Annotated in this window: 19 protein-coding genes; 8 read left to right on the top strand and 11 right to left on the bottom strand. The window is 71.7% G+C overall.

Features of this window, described 5'->3' with window-relative positions; all coding sequences use genetic code 11:
* Positions 1 to 25: 25 nt before the first annotated feature.
* The 3 genes from FDM97_RS25180 to FDM97_RS25190 form a co-directional block, all read right to left on the bottom strand.
* The gene (locus tag FDM97_RS25180; RefSeq protein WP_137992765.1) at positions 26 to 871 is read right to left on the bottom strand and encodes a TauD/TfdA dioxygenase family protein; all 846 of its coding nucleotides are present in this window, start codon (positions 869 to 871) and stop codon (positions 26 to 28) included.
* Positions 872 to 883: 12 nt separating this feature from the next.
* Positions 884 to 1,957, bottom strand: coding sequence for an isocyanide synthase family protein (locus FDM97_RS25185; RefSeq protein WP_217510266.1), 1,074 nt, complete (start codon positions 1,955 to 1,957; stop codon positions 884 to 886).
* A gap of 293 nt (positions 1,958 to 2,250) precedes the next feature.
* The gene (locus FDM97_RS25190; protein ID WP_254705751.1) at positions 2,251 to 3,588 is read right to left on the bottom strand and encodes an aminotransferase class V-fold PLP-dependent enzyme; all 1,338 of its coding nucleotides are present in this window, start codon (positions 3,586 to 3,588) and stop codon (positions 2,251 to 2,253) included.
* 582 nt (positions 3,589 to 4,170) lie between these two features.
* Between FDM97_RS25190 and FDM97_RS25195 the strand changes: the two genes are divergently transcribed.
* Positions 4,171 to 5,130 (top strand): LysR family transcriptional regulator, encoded by a 960-nt coding sequence (locus FDM97_RS25195; RefSeq protein ID WP_137992767.1) that lies wholly within the window; start codon positions 4,171 to 4,173, stop codon positions 5,128 to 5,130.
* Positions 5,131 to 5,186: 56 nt separating this feature from the next.
* Here FDM97_RS25195 and FDM97_RS25200 read toward each other — a convergent pair whose 3' ends face one another.
* The 8 genes from FDM97_RS25200 to FDM97_RS25235 form a co-directional block, all read right to left on the bottom strand.
* A complete protein-coding gene (locus FDM97_RS25200) occupies positions 5,187 to 5,822 on the bottom strand; it encodes a 4'-phosphopantetheinyl transferase family protein (RefSeq protein ID WP_137992768.1) in 636 nt (211 codons plus the stop codon).
* Positions 5,819 to 6,949, bottom strand: coding sequence for an acyl-CoA dehydrogenase family protein (locus tag FDM97_RS25205; RefSeq protein WP_137992769.1), 1,131 nt, complete (start codon positions 6,947 to 6,949; stop codon positions 5,819 to 5,821). Before FDM97_RS25205 ends, FDM97_RS25200 begins: the two co-directional genes overlap by 4 nt.
* A gap of 93 nt (positions 6,950 to 7,042) precedes the next feature.
* A complete protein-coding gene (locus tag FDM97_RS25210; protein ID WP_175439232.1) occupies positions 7,043 to 8,197 on the bottom strand; it encodes an acyl-CoA dehydrogenase family protein in 1,155 nt (384 codons plus the stop codon).
* A complete protein-coding gene (locus FDM97_RS25215) occupies positions 8,175 to 9,014 on the bottom strand; it encodes a thioesterase II family protein (protein ID WP_137992771.1) in 840 nt (279 codons plus the stop codon). Before FDM97_RS25215 ends, FDM97_RS25210 begins: the two co-directional genes overlap by 23 nt.
* Before the next feature lie 8 nt (positions 9,015 to 9,022).
* Entirely contained in the window at positions 9,023 to 10,345 is a 1,323-nt protein-coding gene (locus tag FDM97_RS25220) for a sulfate adenylyltransferase subunit 1 (RefSeq protein ID WP_137992772.1), read from the bottom strand.
* The gene (gene cysD, locus FDM97_RS25225; RefSeq protein ID WP_137992773.1) at positions 10,345 to 11,280 is read right to left on the bottom strand and encodes a sulfate adenylyltransferase subunit CysD; all 936 of its coding nucleotides are present in this window, start codon (positions 11,278 to 11,280) and stop codon (positions 10,345 to 10,347) included. Before cysD ends, FDM97_RS25220 begins: the two co-directional genes overlap by 1 nt.
* Positions 11,277 to 11,876, bottom strand: coding sequence for an adenylyl-sulfate kinase (gene cysC / locus FDM97_RS25230; RefSeq protein ID WP_137992774.1), 600 nt, complete (start codon positions 11,874 to 11,876; stop codon positions 11,277 to 11,279). Before cysC ends, cysD begins: the two co-directional genes overlap by 4 nt.
* 17 nt (positions 11,877 to 11,893) lie before the next feature.
* Positions 11,894 to 12,631 carry a sulfotransferase-like domain-containing protein gene (locus FDM97_RS25235; RefSeq protein WP_137992775.1) on the bottom strand — a complete coding sequence of 246 codons (738 nt, stop codon included), beginning with the start codon at positions 12,629 to 12,631 and terminating at the stop codon, positions 11,894 to 11,896.
* Between the two features lie 374 nt (positions 12,632 to 13,005).
* On the opposite strand from FDM97_RS25235, the gene FDM97_RS25240 reads away from it, so the two are divergent.
* Genes FDM97_RS25240 through FDM97_RS25270 form a run of 7 tightly spaced genes read left to right on the top strand, consistent with a single transcriptional unit; the run spans position 13,006 to position 19,080 of the window.
* Complete coding sequence (locus FDM97_RS25240; RefSeq protein WP_137992776.1) at positions 13,006 to 13,170, top strand: lysine biosynthesis protein LysW; 165 nt, start codon at positions 13,006 to 13,008, stop codon at positions 13,168 to 13,170.
* Positions 13,167 to 14,054: a lysine biosynthesis protein LysX gene (gene lysX, locus FDM97_RS25245; protein WP_137992777.1), complete on the top strand. Its 888-nt coding sequence runs from the start codon at positions 13,167 to 13,169 to the stop codon at positions 14,052 to 14,054. Before FDM97_RS25240 ends, lysX begins: the two co-directional genes overlap by 4 nt.
* The gene (gene argC / locus FDM97_RS25250; RefSeq protein WP_137992778.1) at positions 14,042 to 15,079 is read left to right on the top strand and encodes an N-acetyl-gamma-glutamyl-phosphate reductase; all 1,038 of its coding nucleotides are present in this window, start codon (positions 14,042 to 14,044) and stop codon (positions 15,077 to 15,079) included. The genes lysX and argC overlap by 13 nt, the downstream gene beginning before the upstream one ends.
* 26 nt (positions 15,080 to 15,105) lie before the next feature.
* Entirely contained in the window at positions 15,106 to 15,978 is an 873-nt protein-coding gene (locus tag FDM97_RS25255; RefSeq protein ID WP_137992779.1) for a [LysW]-aminoadipate kinase, read from the top strand.
* Positions 15,975 to 17,228 (top strand): M20/M25/M40 family metallo-hydrolase, encoded by a 1,254-nt coding sequence (locus tag FDM97_RS25260; protein WP_137992780.1) that lies wholly within the window; start codon positions 15,975 to 15,977, stop codon positions 17,226 to 17,228. The genes FDM97_RS25255 and FDM97_RS25260 overlap by 4 nt, the downstream gene beginning before the upstream one ends.
* Positions 17,225 to 18,067, top strand: coding sequence for a transketolase (locus FDM97_RS25265; protein ID WP_137992781.1), 843 nt, complete (start codon positions 17,225 to 17,227; stop codon positions 18,065 to 18,067). The genes FDM97_RS25260 and FDM97_RS25265 overlap by 4 nt, the downstream gene beginning before the upstream one ends.
* Positions 18,064 to 19,080, top strand: a complete 1,017-nt coding sequence (locus tag FDM97_RS25270) for a transketolase family protein (protein WP_137992782.1) — start codon at positions 18,064 to 18,066, stop codon at positions 19,078 to 19,080. Before FDM97_RS25265 ends, FDM97_RS25270 begins: the two co-directional genes overlap by 4 nt.
* Positions 19,081 to 19,097 lie beyond the last annotated feature (17 nt).

A 19,097-nucleotide genomic window follows, 5' to 3' on the forward strand; every position in this document is an offset into this window, starting at 1 on the left:
GTCGGCGCCCAAGGGATCGCCGGCCTCAGATGACCTCGACCCGCTGGAGGTGGCGCTTGGTCGGACCGCTGAACGCGTTGCGCCCGTGGATGAGCGAGAAGTTGTCCGCGATCAGGATGTCGCCGGCCTGCCAGTCGTGGTCGTAGCAGTACTCCGGGCGGTGCACGCGCTCGGCGAGCGTGGTGAGGAACTCCTCCACCTCGGACTCGTCGATCCCGTGCACCTTCACGTACACCGGGTTCTTGTACTTCTCCGGCGACAGCGGCTCGGCGAACCGCAGCACGGGCACGCCGGTGGCGGGGTGCTGGGAGACCAGCCGCTCGGTGATCTCGCCGCCGTAGTGCACGACCTTGTCGGTCGAGTACGTCATGCTGATACGGCTCCAGCGCTCGCGCAGCTCGTCGTCCGCGTCCCGGTAGACCCGGGAGGTGTCGGAGAAGACGGTCTCCCCGCCCACGCCCGGAGTCACGTCCAGGCACTGGAAGAAGAAGTAGCGCGGGTCCGCCTCGACGAAGGCGCCGTCCCAGTGGAACGGCACGTCGCCGCTGTCGAACAGGTAGTTCTTCGGGTTCTCCTCGACGACGAGGTCGACCACCTCACCGGGCTCCCACTTCAGGACCTCGCCCCACTGCCGGCAGTAGTCGGCGAAGTCCTGCTTGGGCAGCAGCTGGAAGCCGCGCAGCACCAGGACGCGCGACTCCTCGGTCCAGCGCTTGAGCGTCTCGACCGGGATGTCGTCGATCCGGGCGCCGCCGCCGGCCGCCTCCACGATGCGGCCGAACGGGCGGAGCGGGGTGTGCGTCAGCTTGGTGTGCTCGGTGGAGCCGCAGGGGTAGCTCCGCTGGGTGGACTGTGACGCCGAATTCGACACGGCAGTGCCTTCCTACGATTTGATGGCCGACTGAGGGGCGACGAAGTGGCTCGGGCGACCGTTGCGCCAGACGACGGAGGCTTCGAGTTTCTCCGCGTCCCATTTCTTGACCAGCGAGAGCTTGGCGCCGTCGTCGAGCACGACTCCGTGCCACGGCGTCAGCCACGCGTCCCGGGTCCGCAACAGCCGCACGCCTATCTTCTGCGAATGCGGTGATTGCGGGTGTATGGACAGTCGAACGGCCTCCGGGAACCGCTCGGCCACCACCCGGCTCCAGGCATTGCTCCGGCTGATGGTCTGGTAGGCCAGTTCCTTGGACTCGTTCCGCAGCGCCGTCCGCGAGGCTTTGTCGCCCCTGACGCCCACAGCGTCCTCGAACATGAAGCGATGGATTCCGTTGAAAAGGGATCGGGTGGCGCTGTCGGTGCGCACGTCTTCCTTGAGCTCTTCCACCGACGGGGCGTAGTTGGCTTCGAGCACCTGGCGCAGTTTCGGGTAGTCGACCCCGCCGAACGCGTCGTCGAGCCCGTACAGGTCCAGCGACGAACAGTTGGCCGTCTCGATCATCTCCGCCAGACGCACCCGGTACTCGGTCACCGCGTCGTCGGTCACGCCGACCACGTCACCGAACACGTGGCCGTCCGAGCAGATCGTGATCCGCGCGCCCGCGGGGTGGAAATGGCCGATGTAGTCGCACAGCGACTGGAGGGAGCTGAGCCCCACGTACTCGCCCATGTCCGGGAGCTGCCCCAACACCTTGGTCAGGTTGGGCGACTTGGCCGGGAACGCGGGCAGGACCAGGTGGATCGGCTCCGACCGGCGGATGAAGTGGTCGAGCTTGGCGCGGTGTTCCTCAAGACAGGCCGTACAGGGCGCGGTGAGACACTCCTGACCGTCGACCGCCTCGCCCGATTCCTTCTCGGTCCGCCGGAAGTAGTACAACAGCTTGACGATCTTCTCGGCCAACTCCGTGCGAGATATGTCCTCTATCGGGTGTGTACTCAATTCGACTCCCCCGTTTGAAAAGATGCGGACAAGGAATTGGTTGACGACATGGCGAGGGAAGCGCCCGGCGTTGTAGCTCACCGTCGAGCACCTCGTTGTCGTCACCCAGGGGCCGGCACTGGAAAGGCATCCGAATCGGATTCGACCGTCGGCGCCACATCCCCGACCGATTATCTCGGCTGATCGTCCCGGAAAAGTGCATCGACTTCGGCTCACCCCCAAGACGCTGCTTAGGTTTCCACAGCCCGGAGTGGCCTCGCAATAGCTGACCGATTAGATACGAACACCGACCGATAAGGGAATGATTATGGAGCTCCCGGCGGCAGGTGAACCCACCCTCGTTGTTTCACCGCTGAGGCTTTCGCAACCTCGTGTCATCGCAAGAAGTCCGGTTCCCGCCGGGGGTCGGGCACCGGCACCCAGCCCTCGTCGGAGCGCTTGTACGTCCACCGCGGACCGTCGCGCAGCAGCTCGGCCAGCGCCGCGAGGAACCGCTCGACGTGCTCGGCGGTGGTGCCCAGACCGACGCTGGCCCGCAGGGCGCGGCCGGCCCCGTCGTCGCCGCCCGCCATGTGGTGCACGGCCTGGTGCGCGCAGAACGCGCCGTACCGGATGCCGATCCCGTGCTCCGCGGCGAGCGCGGTGGCGATCAGCTCCTGGTCGGCCGGTTCGCCGGCGCGGTCCGCGAGGGTGAACGACACGACGCCGATCCTGGGGTGGTCCGGGCCCCACATCCCGAGCGGGCGCACACCGGGTATCTCGGCCAGGCCCAGGCGCAGCCGGCCGGCGAGCGCCTCCTCGTGGGCCGTGATCGCGTCCCATCCCGCCGCCGACAGGGTGTCGCAGGCGACGGCCATCGCGTGGGCGCCCACCACGTTCGGTGAACCCGCTTCGTGCCGGTGGGGCAGGTCCGACCAGGTCACGGTCTCCAGGCCGGCGTCCTCGGCCACGCGCGCGCTCGCTCCCCCGCCGGCCAGGTAGGGCTCGGCGGCGGCCAGCCAGTCGGGTGCGCCCACCAGGGCGCCCGCGCCGAACGGGGCGTACAGCTTGTGCCCGGACAGCGCGACCCAGTCCACGCCCAAGGCGGTCGCGTCCAGGGGCCGGTGGGGCACCAGCTGCGCGGCGTCGAGGACCACGCGGGCGCCGTGCCGGTGGGCCACCTCGGCCAGTTCGGCCACCGGCCACACCTCGCCGGTGACGTTGGAGACGCTGGTGATCACCACCAGCCGCGGCCCTGTCGCCGGTGTGGCGGCCAGTGCGTCGTCGAGCACGCGCAGCGCGTCGTCCGGCCCGGTGGGCACCCCCAGCCGCCGGACCTCGGCCTCGCGCCACGGCAGCAGCGCGGCGTGGTGGTCGGTCGAGAACCGGAACACCGTGGTGTCCGGCGGCAACGCGCGCGCCAGGAGGTTGAGCGCGTCGGTGGTGTTGCGGGTGAACAGGACGGCGTCCTCGGGCCCGGCGCCCGCGAAGCTCCGTACCGAGGCCCTGGCCTGCTCGTAGACCCGCGTGGACACGTGGGAGGTGAAGCCCGAGCCGCGGTGCACACTGCTGTACCAGGGAAGCAACCGGTTCACCGCGTGCTGGACGGCGGTGAGGCAGGGCGCGCTCGCCGCGTGATCGAGATTGGCGTGGGATATCTGCCGTCCGTCGACCAGCGGAACGGACAGATCCGCGCCCACGACTCCCGGAATGCGCTCGATGCCGGTGGTCACTATTGGCTCCATCAACATACCGACCCTCCATTGCCTTTGCTTTGGCGTGGCTCCACGTTTTGCACAGCACTGAGCGGACGGTTCCCTTTGTGCGCAAAGAACGCACAGAGTGGTTTCACGGCACGTGAGAAGCGTGAGAAGTGAGCAGCTGGAGGGTGCGACGACGGGCGGCGGACACGGTCGGGCCTCCGGTGTCGCCAAGCCGGCCCCGCGACGTACGACCGGCCGAACGAGCAGCGGCGCAGGCGCTCGTCCCGCGCGGTGGGCGGTGTCCGGCGGATGAACCGCGTGGTGCGGACCGGCGGCGATGCGGACGTGACCACGGGGTCGCCCCCGGATTTAACCCACTGGAAACTCCCCCGCCTCCACTATCCCGGCTCCGCCACAACCGGCAGGTCAGACCCCGAATTCCAAGCGGAATGAACCGATCGGGTGACCCACCACCCTGCCCCGCGCTAGAGTGTGCCCCGCTACAGTGGGGGTCCATGCTGCCATTTGCGCCGTGGCTCGGTCAACGCTTTATCCATTACGCATATACGGGCAGCGTTAAATTAAACATTATGAATCTAGGGGGAGCCGACCATGGAGGATCCGACTGTTCACCAACTGAGACTGCTGCTCACGCTGGCCGAGGAACTCCACTTCAAGCGTGCGGCCAGCAAGCTCTATCTCAGCCAGCCCGCGCTCAGTCAGCAGATCCGGTCCCTGGAGCAGCGACTCGGCGTGCAGTTCTTCACCCGCACCAGCCGCAGCGTCGAACTGACCCCGACAGGGCAGGCGTTACTGCCCTTAGTCCGGAAGGTCGTCAACGCGACGGAGCACCTGCGCAACGCGGCGTCCCGCTCCGCGCTCGGCGACACCCGGCTGAGGCTGGGAGTGTGCGAGAACGTCGCCGCGCTGGAGGCGACCCGCAGCGTGCTCGGCGCGCTCTCCGCCCTGTACCCCTGTATGGGCCCGGAGATCCACGTGCTCGACTTCGTCGAGCAGATGACCGCCCTGGAGAACGGCACGATCGACGCCGCGTTCGCCTACCTGCCGGTACCCGAGGGCATGCACAGCCAGCCGCTGACCACGGAACCGCGCGTGGTGTGCGTCGCGAGCTCGGACCCGCTGGCGACGCGCTCCTCGGTGACGCTGGCGGACCTGGCCGGCTATCCGGTGGTGAGCCTGGCGTCGCAGATGTTCCAGGAGGGCCGGGACTTCTGGGCGGCCGATCCACGCCCGGACGGCACGCCCGTCAACTACACCAGCCACCACGTCACGCGCTTCGAGTCGCTGCTCTCGATGGCCTCCTTCGGCGGCGCGATCGCCTTCGTCCCCTCCGCGGCGGCCCGCCTCTACCCCCGCCCCGACATCCGCTACCTCCCGGTGCGCGACCTGCCGGACTGCACCCTGGGAGTGGTCTGGCCCACGGTCCACCGCGACAAGCCCCAGATCACGGCCTTGGAGGACATCTGCAGACAACTCCACCGCACGGGCCTCCCGACGGGCGACGCGCAGAACCTCACGCCCCTGCTGGAGCTGGAGTCGGCCTACTGCTGACCAGGCCGCTCGCCGTTCGCCGTTCGGGGGTGAGATCCCTGTCCCCCGGCCGGGCATCACACGACGACCGAGGTGACGACGAGGCCGCCCTCTATGAGCCAGCGGCCTCGCACAGCGGTCAGCGGGCCGGTCCGGTGGAGGGAGGCCTCGAAGGTCCGGCGGGAGGGAGTGAAGCGGAGCGTGGCGTCCTCGAAGTCGAGCCAGGAACGGGCCAGCGGGAACCAGGCCTTGTAGACGGACTCCTTGGCGCTGAACAGCAGCCGGTCCCAGTGCACTTCGGGCTCGCGGGCGGCGAGTTCGGCCAGGTGCGGGAGTTCTTCCGGGCGTGTGACGGTCTCCCGCACCCCGTCCGGCAGCGGCAGGTGCGGTTCCGCGTCGATGCCGAGTGAGGCGATCGGCGCTCCCGCCCAGGCGACGGCCGCCGCCCGATAGCCGTCGCAGTGGGTGAGGGCGCCGACCACGCCCTCCGGCCAGAGGGGTTCACGGTTCGGGCCCCTGAGAACCGGCGCCGGAGCGTGCCCGAGCCGGCGCAGCGCGATGCGTGCGCAGTGCCGGGTGGTCGCGTACTCCCGCCGCCGCTTCGGCACCGCGCGGGCGACGGCCGTCTCCTCCTCGGGGAACAGCAGGGCTCCGGCGAGGTCTCCGTACGCCTCCTGGACGGCGACGCCCCGCGGCAGTATCCGCTCGATCACCTCTCGCCCCGTACCCGCCGGGAGGCGGCCGAAGCAAGGAGCAGCGGCAGTACGTCGGCCCGGACCCGGTTCGGTGCGCCGAGCGCCAGGGACTCGACCGCGGAGCGGCGCAGGAACAGCTGCGCCTCACAGTCCAGGGTCAGGCCCCGGGCACCGTGGATCTGGACGCTGTCCCGGCTGGCCTCCTTGGCCAGTTCGGCGGCCATCGCATACGCCTGGGCGGCGCTCAGGCGCGGGTCGTCGCCGGTGTCCGCCTCGCGGGCGGCGACGCGGGTCAGGAGGCGGGCGGCGTCGATACGGGTCGCGTGGCGGGCGAGGGTGAAGGCGAGGGACTGCTGCCGGCCGATGGGGCCGCCGAACTGACGGCGTTCCCGGGCGTGTTCCACCGCGAGCCGCAGGGCGCCCGCGGCGAGGCCGACGAGATAGGCGGCCTGGAGCGTGCGGGCGGAGGCGGCCAGTCGCTGCCAGACGGCGACCGGGTCCGGGCCGAGGTCCAGCCAGGCGAGGACGGGGGTGGCGGCGAGCTCGACGGCGTACGTCTCGCCTCGCCCCAGCTCCTCCTGCCGGCGCAGGCGGACGGTCGGGTGGTCGCGCGGGAGCAGGGCCGTACGGTGCTCGCCCTCGGGGGTGCGTCCGGTGACGAGCAGCCAGTCGGCCTCGGCGGCGCAGGTCACGAACCGCCGTACCGCGCTGACGGTGTCGTCGGCCGCTCCCACGGTGAGGGCGCCGTCCTCGGGGTGCGGGTCGCCGTCCCGGACGGCGGCGGCCACGGACGTGCCGTCCGCGATCTCCTTCAGGAGCCGGTCGCGTTCCGGGCAGGTACGGGAGCGCAGCAGGGTCTCGGCGGCGAGGACGGTGTCGAGGAGCGGCCCCTGGTAGAGGAGTTCCCCCAGCCGTTCCGCGACCACGGCGAGGGCCTCGTGCCCGCCCGCTCCCCCGGGCATCCGGAGCACGCCCAGGTCGGTCAGCGCCCGCCACACCATGGCGCGGACGTCGGCGTCCGAGGTGTCCGTTCCGTGCCGGGGCCGGTCCGCCATGCGCCTGATGAGCGGGGCGAGTTCGTCGTCCAGGACCTCGGTGAGGGTGTGCCGCAGTTCCTCGTGGTGCGGGGCGATGGTGACGTCCATGGCGTGGCGGTTCTCCGGCTGTCTGTCGGGCGGACGGTGGGTGGGTGGGTGGTGATCGGAGCGGGCGGGTGCTCCGGGCGGGGTGAGGGCCGGTCAGGTGAGCAGGTCCAGACCCGCGGAGGCGATCAGGGTGAGCATCACCTCGGAGGTGCCCGAGGCGAGGGTCAGGCCCGGCGCCTCCCGGTACGCCGCCTCCAGGGCCCCCAGGTCCCGCGCCTCCTCGTCGTCGCCCGCGAGGAGGGCGTCCAGGCCCAGGACGTCGGGGAGGGCGAGGGCGACCGAACGGGCCGTCTCGCCTGCCCAGTACTTGGCCATCGCCGAGCGCACCTCGTCGGTGCGGTCGGCGTGGAGGTCGTTCACACAGCGCCAGGCCAGCAGCCGGGCGGCCCGTACCTCGGCGTCCAGGGCCACCAGGCGCGCCCCGTCCCCCTGGTCGAGGGGGGCGGCCCCGCTGTCCACGCGGCCCAGGGCGATGTCGAGCCAGCGGCGCGCCTTGGCCTGGAACTCCACACCGGTGCGCTCCAGACCCAGCACCTCGCCGATGATCCGCCAGCCGTCGTCGACGTCTCCGAGCACGTCCTCCTCGGTCACGTGGATCCCGGCGAGCGTGACCTCGTTGAACCGTTCGTCGCCGATGTTCCACAGCGGTTCGACGCGCACGCCGGGGGTCCGCAGGGGGACGAGGAAGACGGTGATGCCGTGGAAGCGGACCTCTGACTCGGTGGTCCTGGCCGCGCAGAGCGCGAAGTCGCCCAGGTGGGTCTTGGCGCTGTAGATCTTCGTGCCGTGCAGGCGCCAGCCGTCGCCGTCGCGGTCGGCGCGGGTGCGCAGCGCGCTCAGGTCGGAGCCCGCGCCCGGCTCGCTGAAGAGCACCCCGGCGATGCTCTCGCCGCGCGCGATCGGCGGCAGCAGGCGGCTCTTCTGCGTCCGCGTGCCGTAGAGCAGGAGGGCGAGGCCGACGATGTCCACGCTGAGCGTGTGCGCGATGTCGGGGACGCCGTGGGCGATGAGCTCCTCGGTGAGGATGGCCTTCTCGGCGATGCCGGCGCCGGAACCGCCGTACTCATACGGCCAGTTGGGGGCGAGCAGGCGCTGCTCCCCGAGCTTCCGGTAGACGTCGAGGAGGCCGCCCTCGGTGCCGGGCCGGCTGCGTACGGCCGCGGTGGCGGCCCGTACGCCGTCGTCGTCGAGCAGGGCGCGGACCCGGTCCCGGTAGGCGAGCTGGTCAGAAGTGGGCGAGAGCTCCACCGGCCGCACCTCCCCCGGTGGCGCCCGGGGCGGCGGGGGCGGCGGGGGCGGTGAGGGGCTCCGCCTGCTCGAGGGCGCGCAGCATGCCGTCCTCGATGACCTTCGTCAGCACCTCGGGGGCCTGGAGGAAGGCGTAGTGCTCGCCGGGCAGAGTCACCGGGTGATGGCGGCCCGGGGCGGTGAAGCGCGCCCAGCCGCCCATCTGGTCCGGCCGGATCTCGCGGTCCTGCGACCAGCCGATGGCGTGGATGTCGGAGGGCAGGACGACGGGTGTGTCCAGGTGGTACGCCTTGTTGGCGTCCACGTCGGCACGCAGTACGCCCAGGCTCATGTCGATCAGGTCCGGGTGCGGTGTGCCGCCCATGGCCCGGGTCAGCTGGGCGAGTTCCTCGGCCAGTTCGGCGTCCGTCATCCCGAGGAAGCGGCCGAAGGGGCCGTCGTCCGGGGACACCTGCGAGGAGACGAAGAGCGCGGCCGGGGTGGGCAGACCGGCCTCGGCCAGGTGGAGGGCGGTGGCGAAGCCGGGGAGGGCCCCGCCGCAGTGGCCGAAGAAGGCGAACGGCCGGTCCAGGTACGGCAGGAGCGCCTCGGCCAGCGGTCCGGCGAGCTGCTCGTACGTGCCGTAGTGCGGGTCGCGCAGCCGGTTCTCGCGGCCGGGCAGCTGGATCAGGCACACCTCGGCCTGGCCGATGCGGGTCGGCCACCGGTTGTACATCGACGCCCCCACACCGGAGTACGGGAAGCAGAAGAGGCGGGCGGGCGCGTCGCCCTTGGGCTTGCGCAGCAGCCAGCGCTGCGGGCGGGCGGACGGGGGCATGGGGGACGTCACCTCGTGCGGGAAGTCGTCGGATCGGTGGCGAAGGCCTCGCCGGCCATGCCGGCGGCGAGTGTGGTGCCGTCGGCGGGGTCGATGAGGAGGAAGGAGCCCGTGCGGCGGGAGTCGGCGTAGGCGTCGAGCGCGAGCGGCTCGGCGGTACGGATCTCGACCCGGCCGATGTCGTTGGCCACCAGCCGCTCCGGGTCCGGGCGCTGGGAGAGGTCGTCCAGGACGAGGCGGGACGGGATGGCCGCGACGATGGCGGGCACGGTGCGGGTGGTGTGCTTGAGCAGGACCCGCTGGCCCACCGTCAGCGGCTGGTCGGCGACGTGGCAGACCGTCGCCTCGATGTTCCGGCTGGTGGCCGGCGTGGCACCGGTGACGGCGATGAGGTCGCCGCGGGAGATGTCGATGTCGTCGGCGAGCCGGAGCGTGACGGACTGCGGTGCCCAGGCGATGTCCACGGACTCGCCCAGCGCGTCGATCCCCACGATGGTGCTGGTGCGCCCGGACGGCAGGACGGTGATCTGCTCGCCGACGCGGAACGCGCCGGCCGCGATCTGACCTGCGTAACCCCGGTAGTCGGGGAGCTCGGCGGTCTGCGGACGGATCACGTACTGCACCGGGAACCGGGCCGCGGCGCCGGCCGGGTCCCGCTCCACCGGGACGGTCTCCAGGTGTTCCAGGACGGTGGGGCCGCCGTACCAGTCCATGTTGGCGGAGGGTTCCACGACGTTGTCGCCGGTGAGCGCGGAGATCGGGATCGCGGTGATCTCCGGGACGCCGAGCTCGGAGGCGTACGTCGTGAACTCCTCGGCGATCGCGGCGAAGACGGGCTCCGCGTAGTCGACGAGGTCCATCTTGTTGACCGCGAGGACGACGTGCGGGACGCGCAGCAGGGCGGCGACGGCGGCGTGGCGGCGGGTCTGCTCGACCACGCCGTTGCGGGCGTCGACCAGGACCACGGCCAGCTCGGCGGTCGAAGCGCCGGTGACCATGTTGCGGGTGTACTGCACGTGCCCGGGGGTGTCGGCCAGGATGAACCGGCGCCGGGGGGTGGCGAAGTAGCGGTAGGCCACGTCGATGGTGATGCCCTGCTCACGCTCGGCCCGCAGACCGTCGGTGAGCAGCGCCAGGTCCGGCGCCTCCTGGCCACGGGAGCGCGAGGCGTGCTCCACGGCCTCCAGCTGGTCGGCGAGGACCGACTTGGAGTCGTGCAGCAGCCGGCCCACCAGCGTGGACTTGCCGTCGTCGACGGACCCGGCGGTCGCGAAACGCAGCAGGGTGGTGGCGGCCAGCTCGGAGACCGGCTGCTCGGTGGACGTGCTCATTAGAAGTACCCTTCGCGCTTGCGGTCTTCCATCGCGGCCTCGGACAGCTTGTCGTCGGCGCGGGTCGCGCCCCGCTCGGTGAGTCGGGAAGCGGCGATCTCGGCGATCACGGCGTCCAGCGTGGTGGCGTCGGAATCCACCGCGCCGGTGCAGGACATGTCACCGACGGTGCGGTAGCGGATCAGCCGCTTCTCCACGGTCTCGGTGTCCTTGGGCCCGCCCCACTGGCCCGCCGTCAGCCACATCCCGCCCCGGGCGAACACCTCACGCTCGTGCGCGAAGTAGATCTGCGGAAGCTCGATCTTCTCCCGCTGGATGTACTGCCACACATCCAGCTCGGTCCAGTTCGACAGCGGGAACACACGCACGTGCTCACCGGGAGCGTGGCGGCCGTTGTAGAGCTGCCACAGCTCCGGGCGCTGGCGGCGCGGGTCCCACTGCGAGAACTCGTCACGCAGCGAGAACACCCGCTCCTTGGCGCGGGCCTTCTCCTCGTCACGCCGGCCGCCGCCGAACACCGCGTCGAAACGGTGCTGCTGGATCGCCTCGGTCAGCGGCACCGTCTGCAACGGGTTACGCGTCCCGTCCGGACGCTCGCGCAGCTTCCCGGCGTCGATGTACTCCTGCACGGAAGCCACATGCAGCCGCAGCCCGTGCTGGGCGACGACACGGTCGCGGTACTCGATCACCTCGGGGAAGTTGTGCCCGGTGTCGACATGCAGCAGCGTGAACGGCACCGGCGCCGGCGCGAACGCCTTCAACGCCAGATGCAGCATGACGATGGAGTCCTTGCCACCGGAGAACAGGATCACCGGCCGCTCGAACTCACCCGCCACCTCACGGAAGATATGAACGGCCTCCGACTCCAGCGAGTCCAGGTGGCTCAGGGCGTAAGGCGATTCGGTCCTGCGGTGTTCGGGGACGACGAGGGTCATTCCGGCCTCCTCGCGACGATGAGGGTGTGGAGCGCGGCAGCGGACTGCGCGACGGACTGGTTCTGGGACTCGATCCGCAGATCGGGCGTCTCGGGCTCCTCGTACGGGTCGTCGACCCCGGTCAGGCCGCTGATCTCGCCCGCGGCCTGCTTGGCGTACAGCCCCTTCACATCCCGTACGGAGCACACGTCCACCGGAGTGGCCACGTGCACCTCCAGGTACGGGGTCCCGGACGCCCGGTGGCGTGCGCGGACGGCCTCGCGGCCGGCGGCGTACGGGGCGATCACCGGTACCAGGACGGTGACGCCGTTGCGCGCGAGCACCTCGGCCATCATGCCGATCCGCTGCACGTTGGTGTGCCGGTCCTCGCGGCTGAAGCCGAGGCCCGCCGAGAGGGTGCCGCGGATCTCGTCGCCGTCGAGCACCTCGACCCGGCGGCCCTCGGCGCGCAGGGATGCGGCCACCGCGTGGGCGATGGTGGTCTTGCCGGAGCTCGGCAGGCCGGTGAGCCACACCGTGGCGCCGGGCCGGCAGGTGCAGATCGCCTCGTGTTCCGCGGGCTCGCGCGGCGCCGCGGTCTGCTGAATGATCGTCATCTTCCTTTGCTCCGTTCTCACACGGCCAGCCGGTGGGCGCGCAGCTCTTCGTAGAACGGCAGGTGGTGGTCGAGGTAGCCGGAGAGCACGGGGTGCTCGCGCACGTCGACACCGGCCGTGCGGCGCGGCGCCGCGGAGAAGCCGCTGCTCACGCTCACGTCGTTGTGCCAGCGCTCGCTGGGCGCCCATTCCGGCCGGGACTCCGGCTGCCAGGAGAGCGTGTCGGCCCGGTACGGGATGCCGACGGCCTCGGAGTAGGCCTCGACGACGCGGGCCGGGTCGGCGGCCAGGTCGTCGCCGTCGATCACGACGGGGGTGGTGCCGGTGAGCTGCCGGATCCGCTCGAAGAGCTCGTACTGTGCCTCGAATCCGATCTGGTGGAGCCGTACGCCCGGATTGACCGCGTGGTACGAGGCGATGGTCTCGGCGGGGTGCCGGATGATGAAGGTGTGCACCGCGTCCTCGGCGAGGAAGCGCTCGTCGGCGAGGACTCCGGCGTACCGCTCGTCGGTGGTGTCCTTGAAGAACAGCGGTGCGCGAGCCGCCATCTTCCGCATCTCCGCGAGGAGTTCGGTCTCGGACTGCGCGTACGAGCCGTCGACCTCGACCTTTCCGAACTCGGCCAGGTAGGAGAAGGGCTCGTGCAGCACGGCGAAGTCACCGCGCTCGCACATCATGCGGAAGAACGCGGTCGATCGGCTGCGCGGGGCACTCCACAGTGCCAGGACATTCGCTCGGGATGCGAGGTCGCTCACAAGTCTTCCCTCTCACGGGCACATGGGCTGGGCGGCCGGCGGGCTCACGGCGGCCGTGGGTCCTGCGGATCCTCACGGGCGGACCGGGCCGGCTCGGTGGGCCAGTCAGGCACGGCGCGAGCCGGGCTGTAAAGGCGCGGACGGCCCGCTCGGGCGAAGAGGGACACAGTGTCGACGTGGCGTCCATGGGGGGCTCGGACGCGTCGACGTGCCGTGCTGTCCGGGGGACGGGCCATCAACGCCACTCGGCGTCCGCACTCATCACGGCGATGGACGCAGGCAGGGGGGTCGGACCGCTCTACTGTCCTGCGATCCATTGGAGATCCGGCCCCGGCAAGCGGGGCCCGCACGATCTCGGAAAGGAACAACCCACCATGGTCACCTGTCCTGAGTGCGAGAGCCAGACCGCCCTCGCCGAGCCGCCGAAGGCGGGCGAAATCATCGAGTGCCGCGACTGCTCCAGCGAGCTCGAGGTACTCACGGTCGCGCCGCTGCAGGTCGCACTCGCTCCCGATGTCGAGGAGGACTGGGGCGAGTGAGTCACGCCACGCGCCCGGCCGCCTCCGCGCCGATCGCCGTCGTCGCGTCCCGGCTGCGGGCCGACGAGAAGCGCATCCTGGAGGTCTTCGAACGCCGGGGTATCGCCTACGAGTTCGTCGACAGCCGGGCGTTGTGGCGGATGCTTCAGAAGCCCGGCACGCCCTGGCCGATCGTGCTCAACCGCGAGATCGGCCAGGCCCGTGCCCTGTACGCGGCGCGGCTCCTGGAGGCGGCCGGCTCGACCGTCGTCAATCCGGCCCGTGCGATCGATGTGTGCGGGGACAAGTTCCGCACCTCGGTGGCGCTGCGCGACGCGGGGCTGCCGACGCCGCGCACCGCTCTGGCGCTGACGCCGGAGGCGGCGCTCGACGCTCTGGAAGAACTCGGTTATCCGGCGGTGGTCAAGCCGCTGACCGGCTCGTGGGGGCGGCTGGTGTCCCGGCTGCCCGACCGGGAGACCGCCGAGACGGTCCTGGAGTACGTCGCGGCGCTCCCGGCACCGGTGTCGCACATCGTCTACCTCCAGGAACTGATCGCCAAGCCGGACCGGGACATCCGCGTGATCGTGGTCGGCGGCCGGGCGATCGGCGCCACGTACCGGCGCAGTGAGCACTGGCGTACGAACGTGGCCAGGGGCGCGGTGACGGAGCGGTGCGTACTCACGCCCGAGCTGGAGAAGCTCGCCGTCACGGCCGCGGAGTGCGTGCACGCGGACATCGCCGGGGTCGATCTCGTCGAGGACGCCGATCGCGGACTGCTCGTCCTGGAGGTCAACCACGGCGTGGAGTTCTCCGGTTTCCAGCGGGCCGTCGGTCCGGACGAGCCGGTGGCGGAACACATTGTCGATCACCTGACTGTGAGGGCACGAGAATGCTTCGAGTAGCGGTTGCCGGTGCTTCCGGCTACATCGGCGGCGAGCTGCTGCGGCTGCTGATCGGCCATCCGGAGGTGGAGCTGGCGATGGCGTCCTCGGACTCCTTCGCCGGCCGCCGGCTGGATGGCCCGCACCCCAATCTGCGCGGGCGCACCGATCTGACCTTCGTCCCGCACGACACGCTGCGCGAGCGGGCCGGTGCGTACGACGTGCTGTTCCTGGCCATGCCGCACATGAAGACGATGGGCCGGATGGCCGAGTACCTGCGGCTCGCCGGGACCGTGATCGACCTGTCGGGCGACTTCCGGCTGCGCGATCCGGAGGCGTACGCCGAGTACTACGGCGTGCCGCACGCGGCGCCGGAGCTGATCGGCTCCTTCACCACGGGCCTTCCCGAGTGGCACCGCGACGAACTGCGCACCGCCGACCGGATCTCGGTGCCCGGCTGCATGGCCGCCGCCGGCATCCTCGCGCTGCGTCCGCTGACCGAGGCCGGGCTGCTCACGGGCACGGTGCGGGTGGACGCCCGTACCGGCTCCAGCGGCTCGGGCGTGTCCGCGGGGCCCGCCAATCTGCACGCCGAACGCAGCGGCGCCATGCGGCTGTTCGCGCCCACCCGGCACCGTCACCAGGCGGAGATCGCCCAGGCCACCGGTCTGCCGGTGCGCATGACGGCGACCGGTGTGGAGGCGGTACGAGGGGTCCAGGTGCTGGCCCGTGTCCGGCTCGCGGACGGCGTCAGGGAGGCCGATCTGCGCCAGGCGTACCGCAAGGCGTACACGGGCGAGCCGTTCGTGCGGGTCGTCGCCCACAAGCGGGGGGCCTACCGGCTGCCCGAGCCGAAGATCCTCTCCGGCTCCAACTTCTGCGACGCCGGTTTCGTGGTGGACGACGACGGCCGCGAGGCCTCGGTGGTCGGCGCGCTCGACAACCTCGTCAAGGGCGGCGCCGGCAACGCCGTGCAGTGCCTCAACGTGCGCTTCGGCTTCCCCGAGGAGACCGGTCTCGAGTTCCTCGGCCTCCACCCCAACTGACGGACCGATCGAAGCAGGGGACGACAATGCAAGAGACCATCGTGGTCAAGTGCGGCGGCAACGCCGCCGTCGACCCGTGGGCGGTGTGCGAGGACATCGCGCACCTGACCCGTGACCGCCGTCCCGTGGTGCTGGTCCACGGAGGCTCGGCCGACATCGAGGACCTCGCCGGCCGGATGGGCGTGCCCGGGCGCCGCCTGACGGCGCCCGACGGGGTCTCGGCCCGCTACACCGACGCCGCCACCCTGGAGGTCGTGCACCTGGCACTGGCCGGCCTCGCCAAGCCCCGGCTCCTGAAGGCGCTCGCGGACGCCGGAGTGTCGCCGGTCGGGCTGACCGGGCTCGACGGCGGACTGCTGCGGGCCCGCCGCAAGACGGGGCAGCGTGCCGTCGTGGACGGTCGCAGGATCATCGTGCGCGACGATCACAGCGGCCGGATCACCGAGGTCAACTCCGGGCTGCTGACCTCGCTGCTCGCCGCCGGCCATGTGCCGGTGGTGTCGCCGCCGGCGCTGGCCGAGGACAACCGGCCGGTGAACACCGACGCGGACCGGGCCGCGGCCGCCGTCGCGGCCGGTCTCGGCGCGGACGTCCTGGTGCTGCTCACGGGCGCGCCCGGGGTGCTCGCCGACCCGTCCGACGAGAGTTCGGTGCTCCCGGTGTGCCGTGTGCCCGCCGCGGGGCCGCCGCCGTTCACGGGCGGCGGGATGGGCCTCAAGCTCGTCGCCGCCCGCGAGGCGCTGCAGGGCGGCGTCGGCCGGGTCCTGATCGCGGACGGCCGGTGCCCCGAGCCGGTGCGCGCCGCGCTCGCGGGCCGGGCGACGCGGGTCGTCCTGGACGACGCGCCCGCCGTGCTCGCGGTCAGCGGTGGCGCGGCCGGGGCGGGGGCAGGCCGATGAGCGACCAGCACACGGGCTCCGACGGGGGCCCGGCCGGCGCGCGCTCCGAGGCGTACGCCGTCGGGCTGCTGCGCAGCATGCTGCAGATCCCCTCGCCCTCGTACGGAGAGCAGAAGCTCGCCGCGCACCTGGTGCGCAGCATGAGGGAGATGGGTTTCTCCGCTCGTGTGGACGCGGCGGGCAACGCGGTCGGCGAGATCGTCCGCGGCAGCGGGCCGACGGTGATGCTTCTCGGTCACATGGACACGGTGCCGGGCGACATCCCGGTGCGCATCGAGGACAACCGGCTGTACGGGCGCGGCGCGGTGGACGCGAAGACGCCGCTCGCGACGATGATCTGCGCGGCGGCCGACGCGAGCGCGTTCCGCGGCAGGATCGTGGTGGTCGGCGCGGTGGAGGAGGAGACTCCGCTCTCTCGTGGCGCGATGCACGTCAGGGAGACCCACGAGCGCCCCGACGCACTGATCATCGGGGAGCCGAGCGGCTGGGAGACGGTCGTCCTCGGCTACAAGGGCAAGCTCGACCTGCGCTACCAGGTGCGGTGCCCGTCCACCCATCCGAGCAATCCGGTGCCGAAGGCGTCCGAGCTGGTCTGCGAGGCCTGGCCGGTGCTCCTTGAGCTGCTCGGCCCGGACGTGGGCCACGGACGCTTCGACACGCCAGGACCGACGCTGGTGTCCGTATCGGGCGACATCACCGAGGCCGAGGCCGAGTTCAGCGTCCGTACCCCGATCGGCTACGACTCCGAGGGTCTGGTGGCGCGGCTCGCCGAGCGCCTGGACACCGAGCGGGGACGGCTCCAGGTCGTCAACTCGGTGGCTGCCGTCCGGGTGGGCCGCGCCGACCCGGTGGTACGGGCGCTGTCCGGGGCCATCCGGGCGCAGGAGGCGCAGCCGGTGCTGAAGGTGAAGACCGGCACCTCCGACATGAACACGCTGGCCGAGAAGTGGGACGTCCCGATGGCCACGTACGGGCCGGGGGACAGCCGTCTCGACCACGCCGACGACGAGCACGTCCAGCTGAGCGACTTCCTGCGCGGCGTCGACGTGCTCACCCGGGCGCTGGTGGACCTCGGAGAGCGGCTGGCGCCGCGTACCGAGCCGTCGGCGCGCCGGCTGTCCCTCATCGGCACCGCAGCGGAGGCGTCGACCGCGATCCACCCCTCGATTTCCGCCATCTCTTCCCCCTCCGCCATTTCTTCCCCATCCGCCGCTTCTTCCCCTTCCGCCACGGACGGTGCATCCGCGTGACAGTGACAGAGCTGACCCTGCGACAGCACGCCCAGACGGTCCGCGAGATGATCGTGGACCTGTGCGCCAACCCCGAAGGGGGGCATCTGGGCGGCTCCATGTCCCTGGTGGAGATCCTGGTGACCCTCTACCACCGGGTGCTGCGCATCTCCCCCGACGCGCCGGACGCGCCGGACCGCGACCTGCTCGTGCTCAGCAAGGGCCACGGGGCGATCGGCCTGTACGCGGCCCTCGCCGAGCGGGGCTTCTTCCCGCGCGAGCTGCTGGCCGAGTACGGGATGCCGGACAGCATGCTGACCGCGCACCCGAATCCCGCCGTGCCCGGTGTCGAGATGCCGACCGGTTCGCTCGGCCACGGCCTCTCGCTCGGGGTCGGTTTCGCCCTCGACTTCCGTCTGACGGGCAGCGACCGGCGCTGCTTCGTCGTCCTGGGGGACGGCGAGCTCCAGGAGGGCTCGGTGTGGGAGGCGGCGATGGCCGCGTCCACGCACCGCCTCGACCGGCTGGTGGCGATCGTGGACCGCAACGGGCTGCAGATCACCGGATCCACGGAGGCCACGGCCGGCCTGGAGCCGCTCGCGGACCGGTGGCGCGCGTTCGGCTGGAACGTGCTGCAGGTCGACGGGCACGACACCCGTCAGCTGTACGCTGCGCTCGGCGACGCGCCGCGGGTGCCGGGCCGCCCCACGGTGGTCCTGGCGCGCACCGTCAAGGGCAAGGGCCTGCCGCAGGTGGAGGGCCAGGCCCGCAGCCACTACGCCCGGATGGCCGGGCGGCAGCACAAGAGGGCGCTCGCGGTCCTGCGCGCCCAGGCCACGCGTGAGGAGCCCACGACATGACCGTGACCATAGCCGACCGGACAGCCGTCCCCTCGCCCGAGCGGGCCGCGGACGCCGTCGCCTGCGCCCCGGAGCCACGGCCCGGCCGCGAGGTGTACCGGGACACGCTCGTGGACCTGCTCGCGGCAGACCCACGGCTCGTCTGCCTCGACAGCGACACCGGCCTGTTCTCCCCCGTCGACTGGGGCGCGGCCGCTGACCGTTACGTCAACCTGGGCATCGCCGAGCAGAATCTGATGGGCGCGGCCGCGGGCCTGGCACGGTCCGGCCGTATCCCGTTCGTCAACACCATGGCGACGTTCGCCGCGTCCCGCGCGGTCGAGGCCGTGAAGCTGGACATCGCGCTGAACAACCTGCCGGTGCGCATCGCCGCCACCCACAGCGGTCTGTCCGCCGGTCATCTCGGGTCGACCCATCACGCCCTGGAGGACCTGGCCGTGATGCGGATGCTGCCGAACATGACGGTCCTGGTGCCCGCCGACGCGGCCGCCACCGAGGAGCTGGTGCGGGCGTGCGTGGACCTGCCGGGTCCCGTGTACCTGCGCCTGGGCCGCGGGGCGACCGCCGATCTCGGACCGGGGCTGCCGCCGCTGCGGATCGGGCGGGCACAGCCGCTGCGCGAGGGTGAGGACGTGACGATCGTCGCGACCGGCCCCTACCCGGTGCTCGCGGCCCTGGAGGCCGCCGACACGCTGGCCGCCGAGGGGATCTCGGCCGCGGTCCTCAACATGCACACCGTCAAGCCGCTGGACGTCGAGGCGTTGCACGCCGCCGCGCGGACCACCCGCGCGATCGTCACCGTCGAGGAGCACTGGGCGTCGGGCGGGCTCGGCTCGGCGGTCGCCGAGGTGGTGGCCGAGCTGGGCGCGGGCTGCCCGGTGCGCCGGGTGGCGGTCGCCGACCGGTTCGCCGCCGGCTCCGGCGGGCAGCGCCACCTCCTGGAGCGCAACGGCATCACGGCCACGGCCGTCGCCGAGCGGGCCCGCGGCGCGCTCCGCGCCCGTACGGCCTGACCCGCCCGCTCGGCCGG

The organism is Streptomyces vilmorinianum (assembly GCF_005517195.1).
GTDB classification, from domain to species: Bacteria; Actinomycetota; Actinomycetes; order Streptomycetales; family Streptomycetaceae; genus Streptomyces; species Streptomyces vilmorinianum.

What these genes read in the sequence shown, in the direction of transcription:
- FDM97_RS25195 (WP_137992767.1), top strand. Translation starts at nt 4,171, where the DNA reads ATGGAGGATCCGACTGTTCACCAACTGAGACTGCTGCTCACGCTGGCC.
- FDM97_RS25205 (WP_137992769.1), bottom strand. Translation starts at nt 6,949, where the DNA reads ATGGACGTCACCATCGCCCCGCACCACGAGGAACTGCGGCACACCCTC.
- FDM97_RS25215 (WP_137992771.1), bottom strand. Translation starts at nt 9,014, where the DNA reads ATGCCCCCGTCCGCCCGCCCGCAGCGCTGGCTGCTGCGCAAGCCCAAG.
- FDM97_RS25220 (WP_137992772.1), bottom strand. Translation starts at nt 10,345, where the DNA reads ATGAGCACGTCCACCGAGCAGCCGGTCTCCGAGCTGGCCGCCACCACC.
- cysD (WP_137992773.1), bottom strand. Translation starts at nt 11,280, where the DNA reads ATGACCCTCGTCGTCCCCGAACACCGCAGGACCGAATCGCCTTACGCC.
- cysC (WP_137992774.1), bottom strand. Translation starts at nt 11,876, where the DNA reads ATGACGATCATTCAGCAGACCGCGGCGCCGCGCGAGCCCGCGGAACAC.
- FDM97_RS25240 (WP_137992776.1), top strand. Translation starts at nt 13,006, where the DNA reads ATGGTCACCTGTCCTGAGTGCGAGAGCCAGACCGCCCTCGCCGAGCCG.
- argC (WP_137992778.1), top strand. Translation starts at nt 14,042, where the DNA reads ATGCTTCGAGTAGCGGTTGCCGGTGCTTCCGGCTACATCGGCGGCGAG.
- FDM97_RS25255 (WP_137992779.1), top strand. Translation starts at nt 15,106, where the DNA reads ATGCAAGAGACCATCGTGGTCAAGTGCGGCGGCAACGCCGCCGTCGAC.
- FDM97_RS25260 (WP_137992780.1), top strand. Translation starts at nt 15,975, where the DNA reads ATGAGCGACCAGCACACGGGCTCCGACGGGGGCCCGGCCGGCGCGCGC.
- FDM97_RS25270 (WP_137992782.1), top strand. Translation starts at nt 18,064, where the DNA reads ATGACCGTGACCATAGCCGACCGGACAGCCGTCCCCTCGCCCGAGCGG.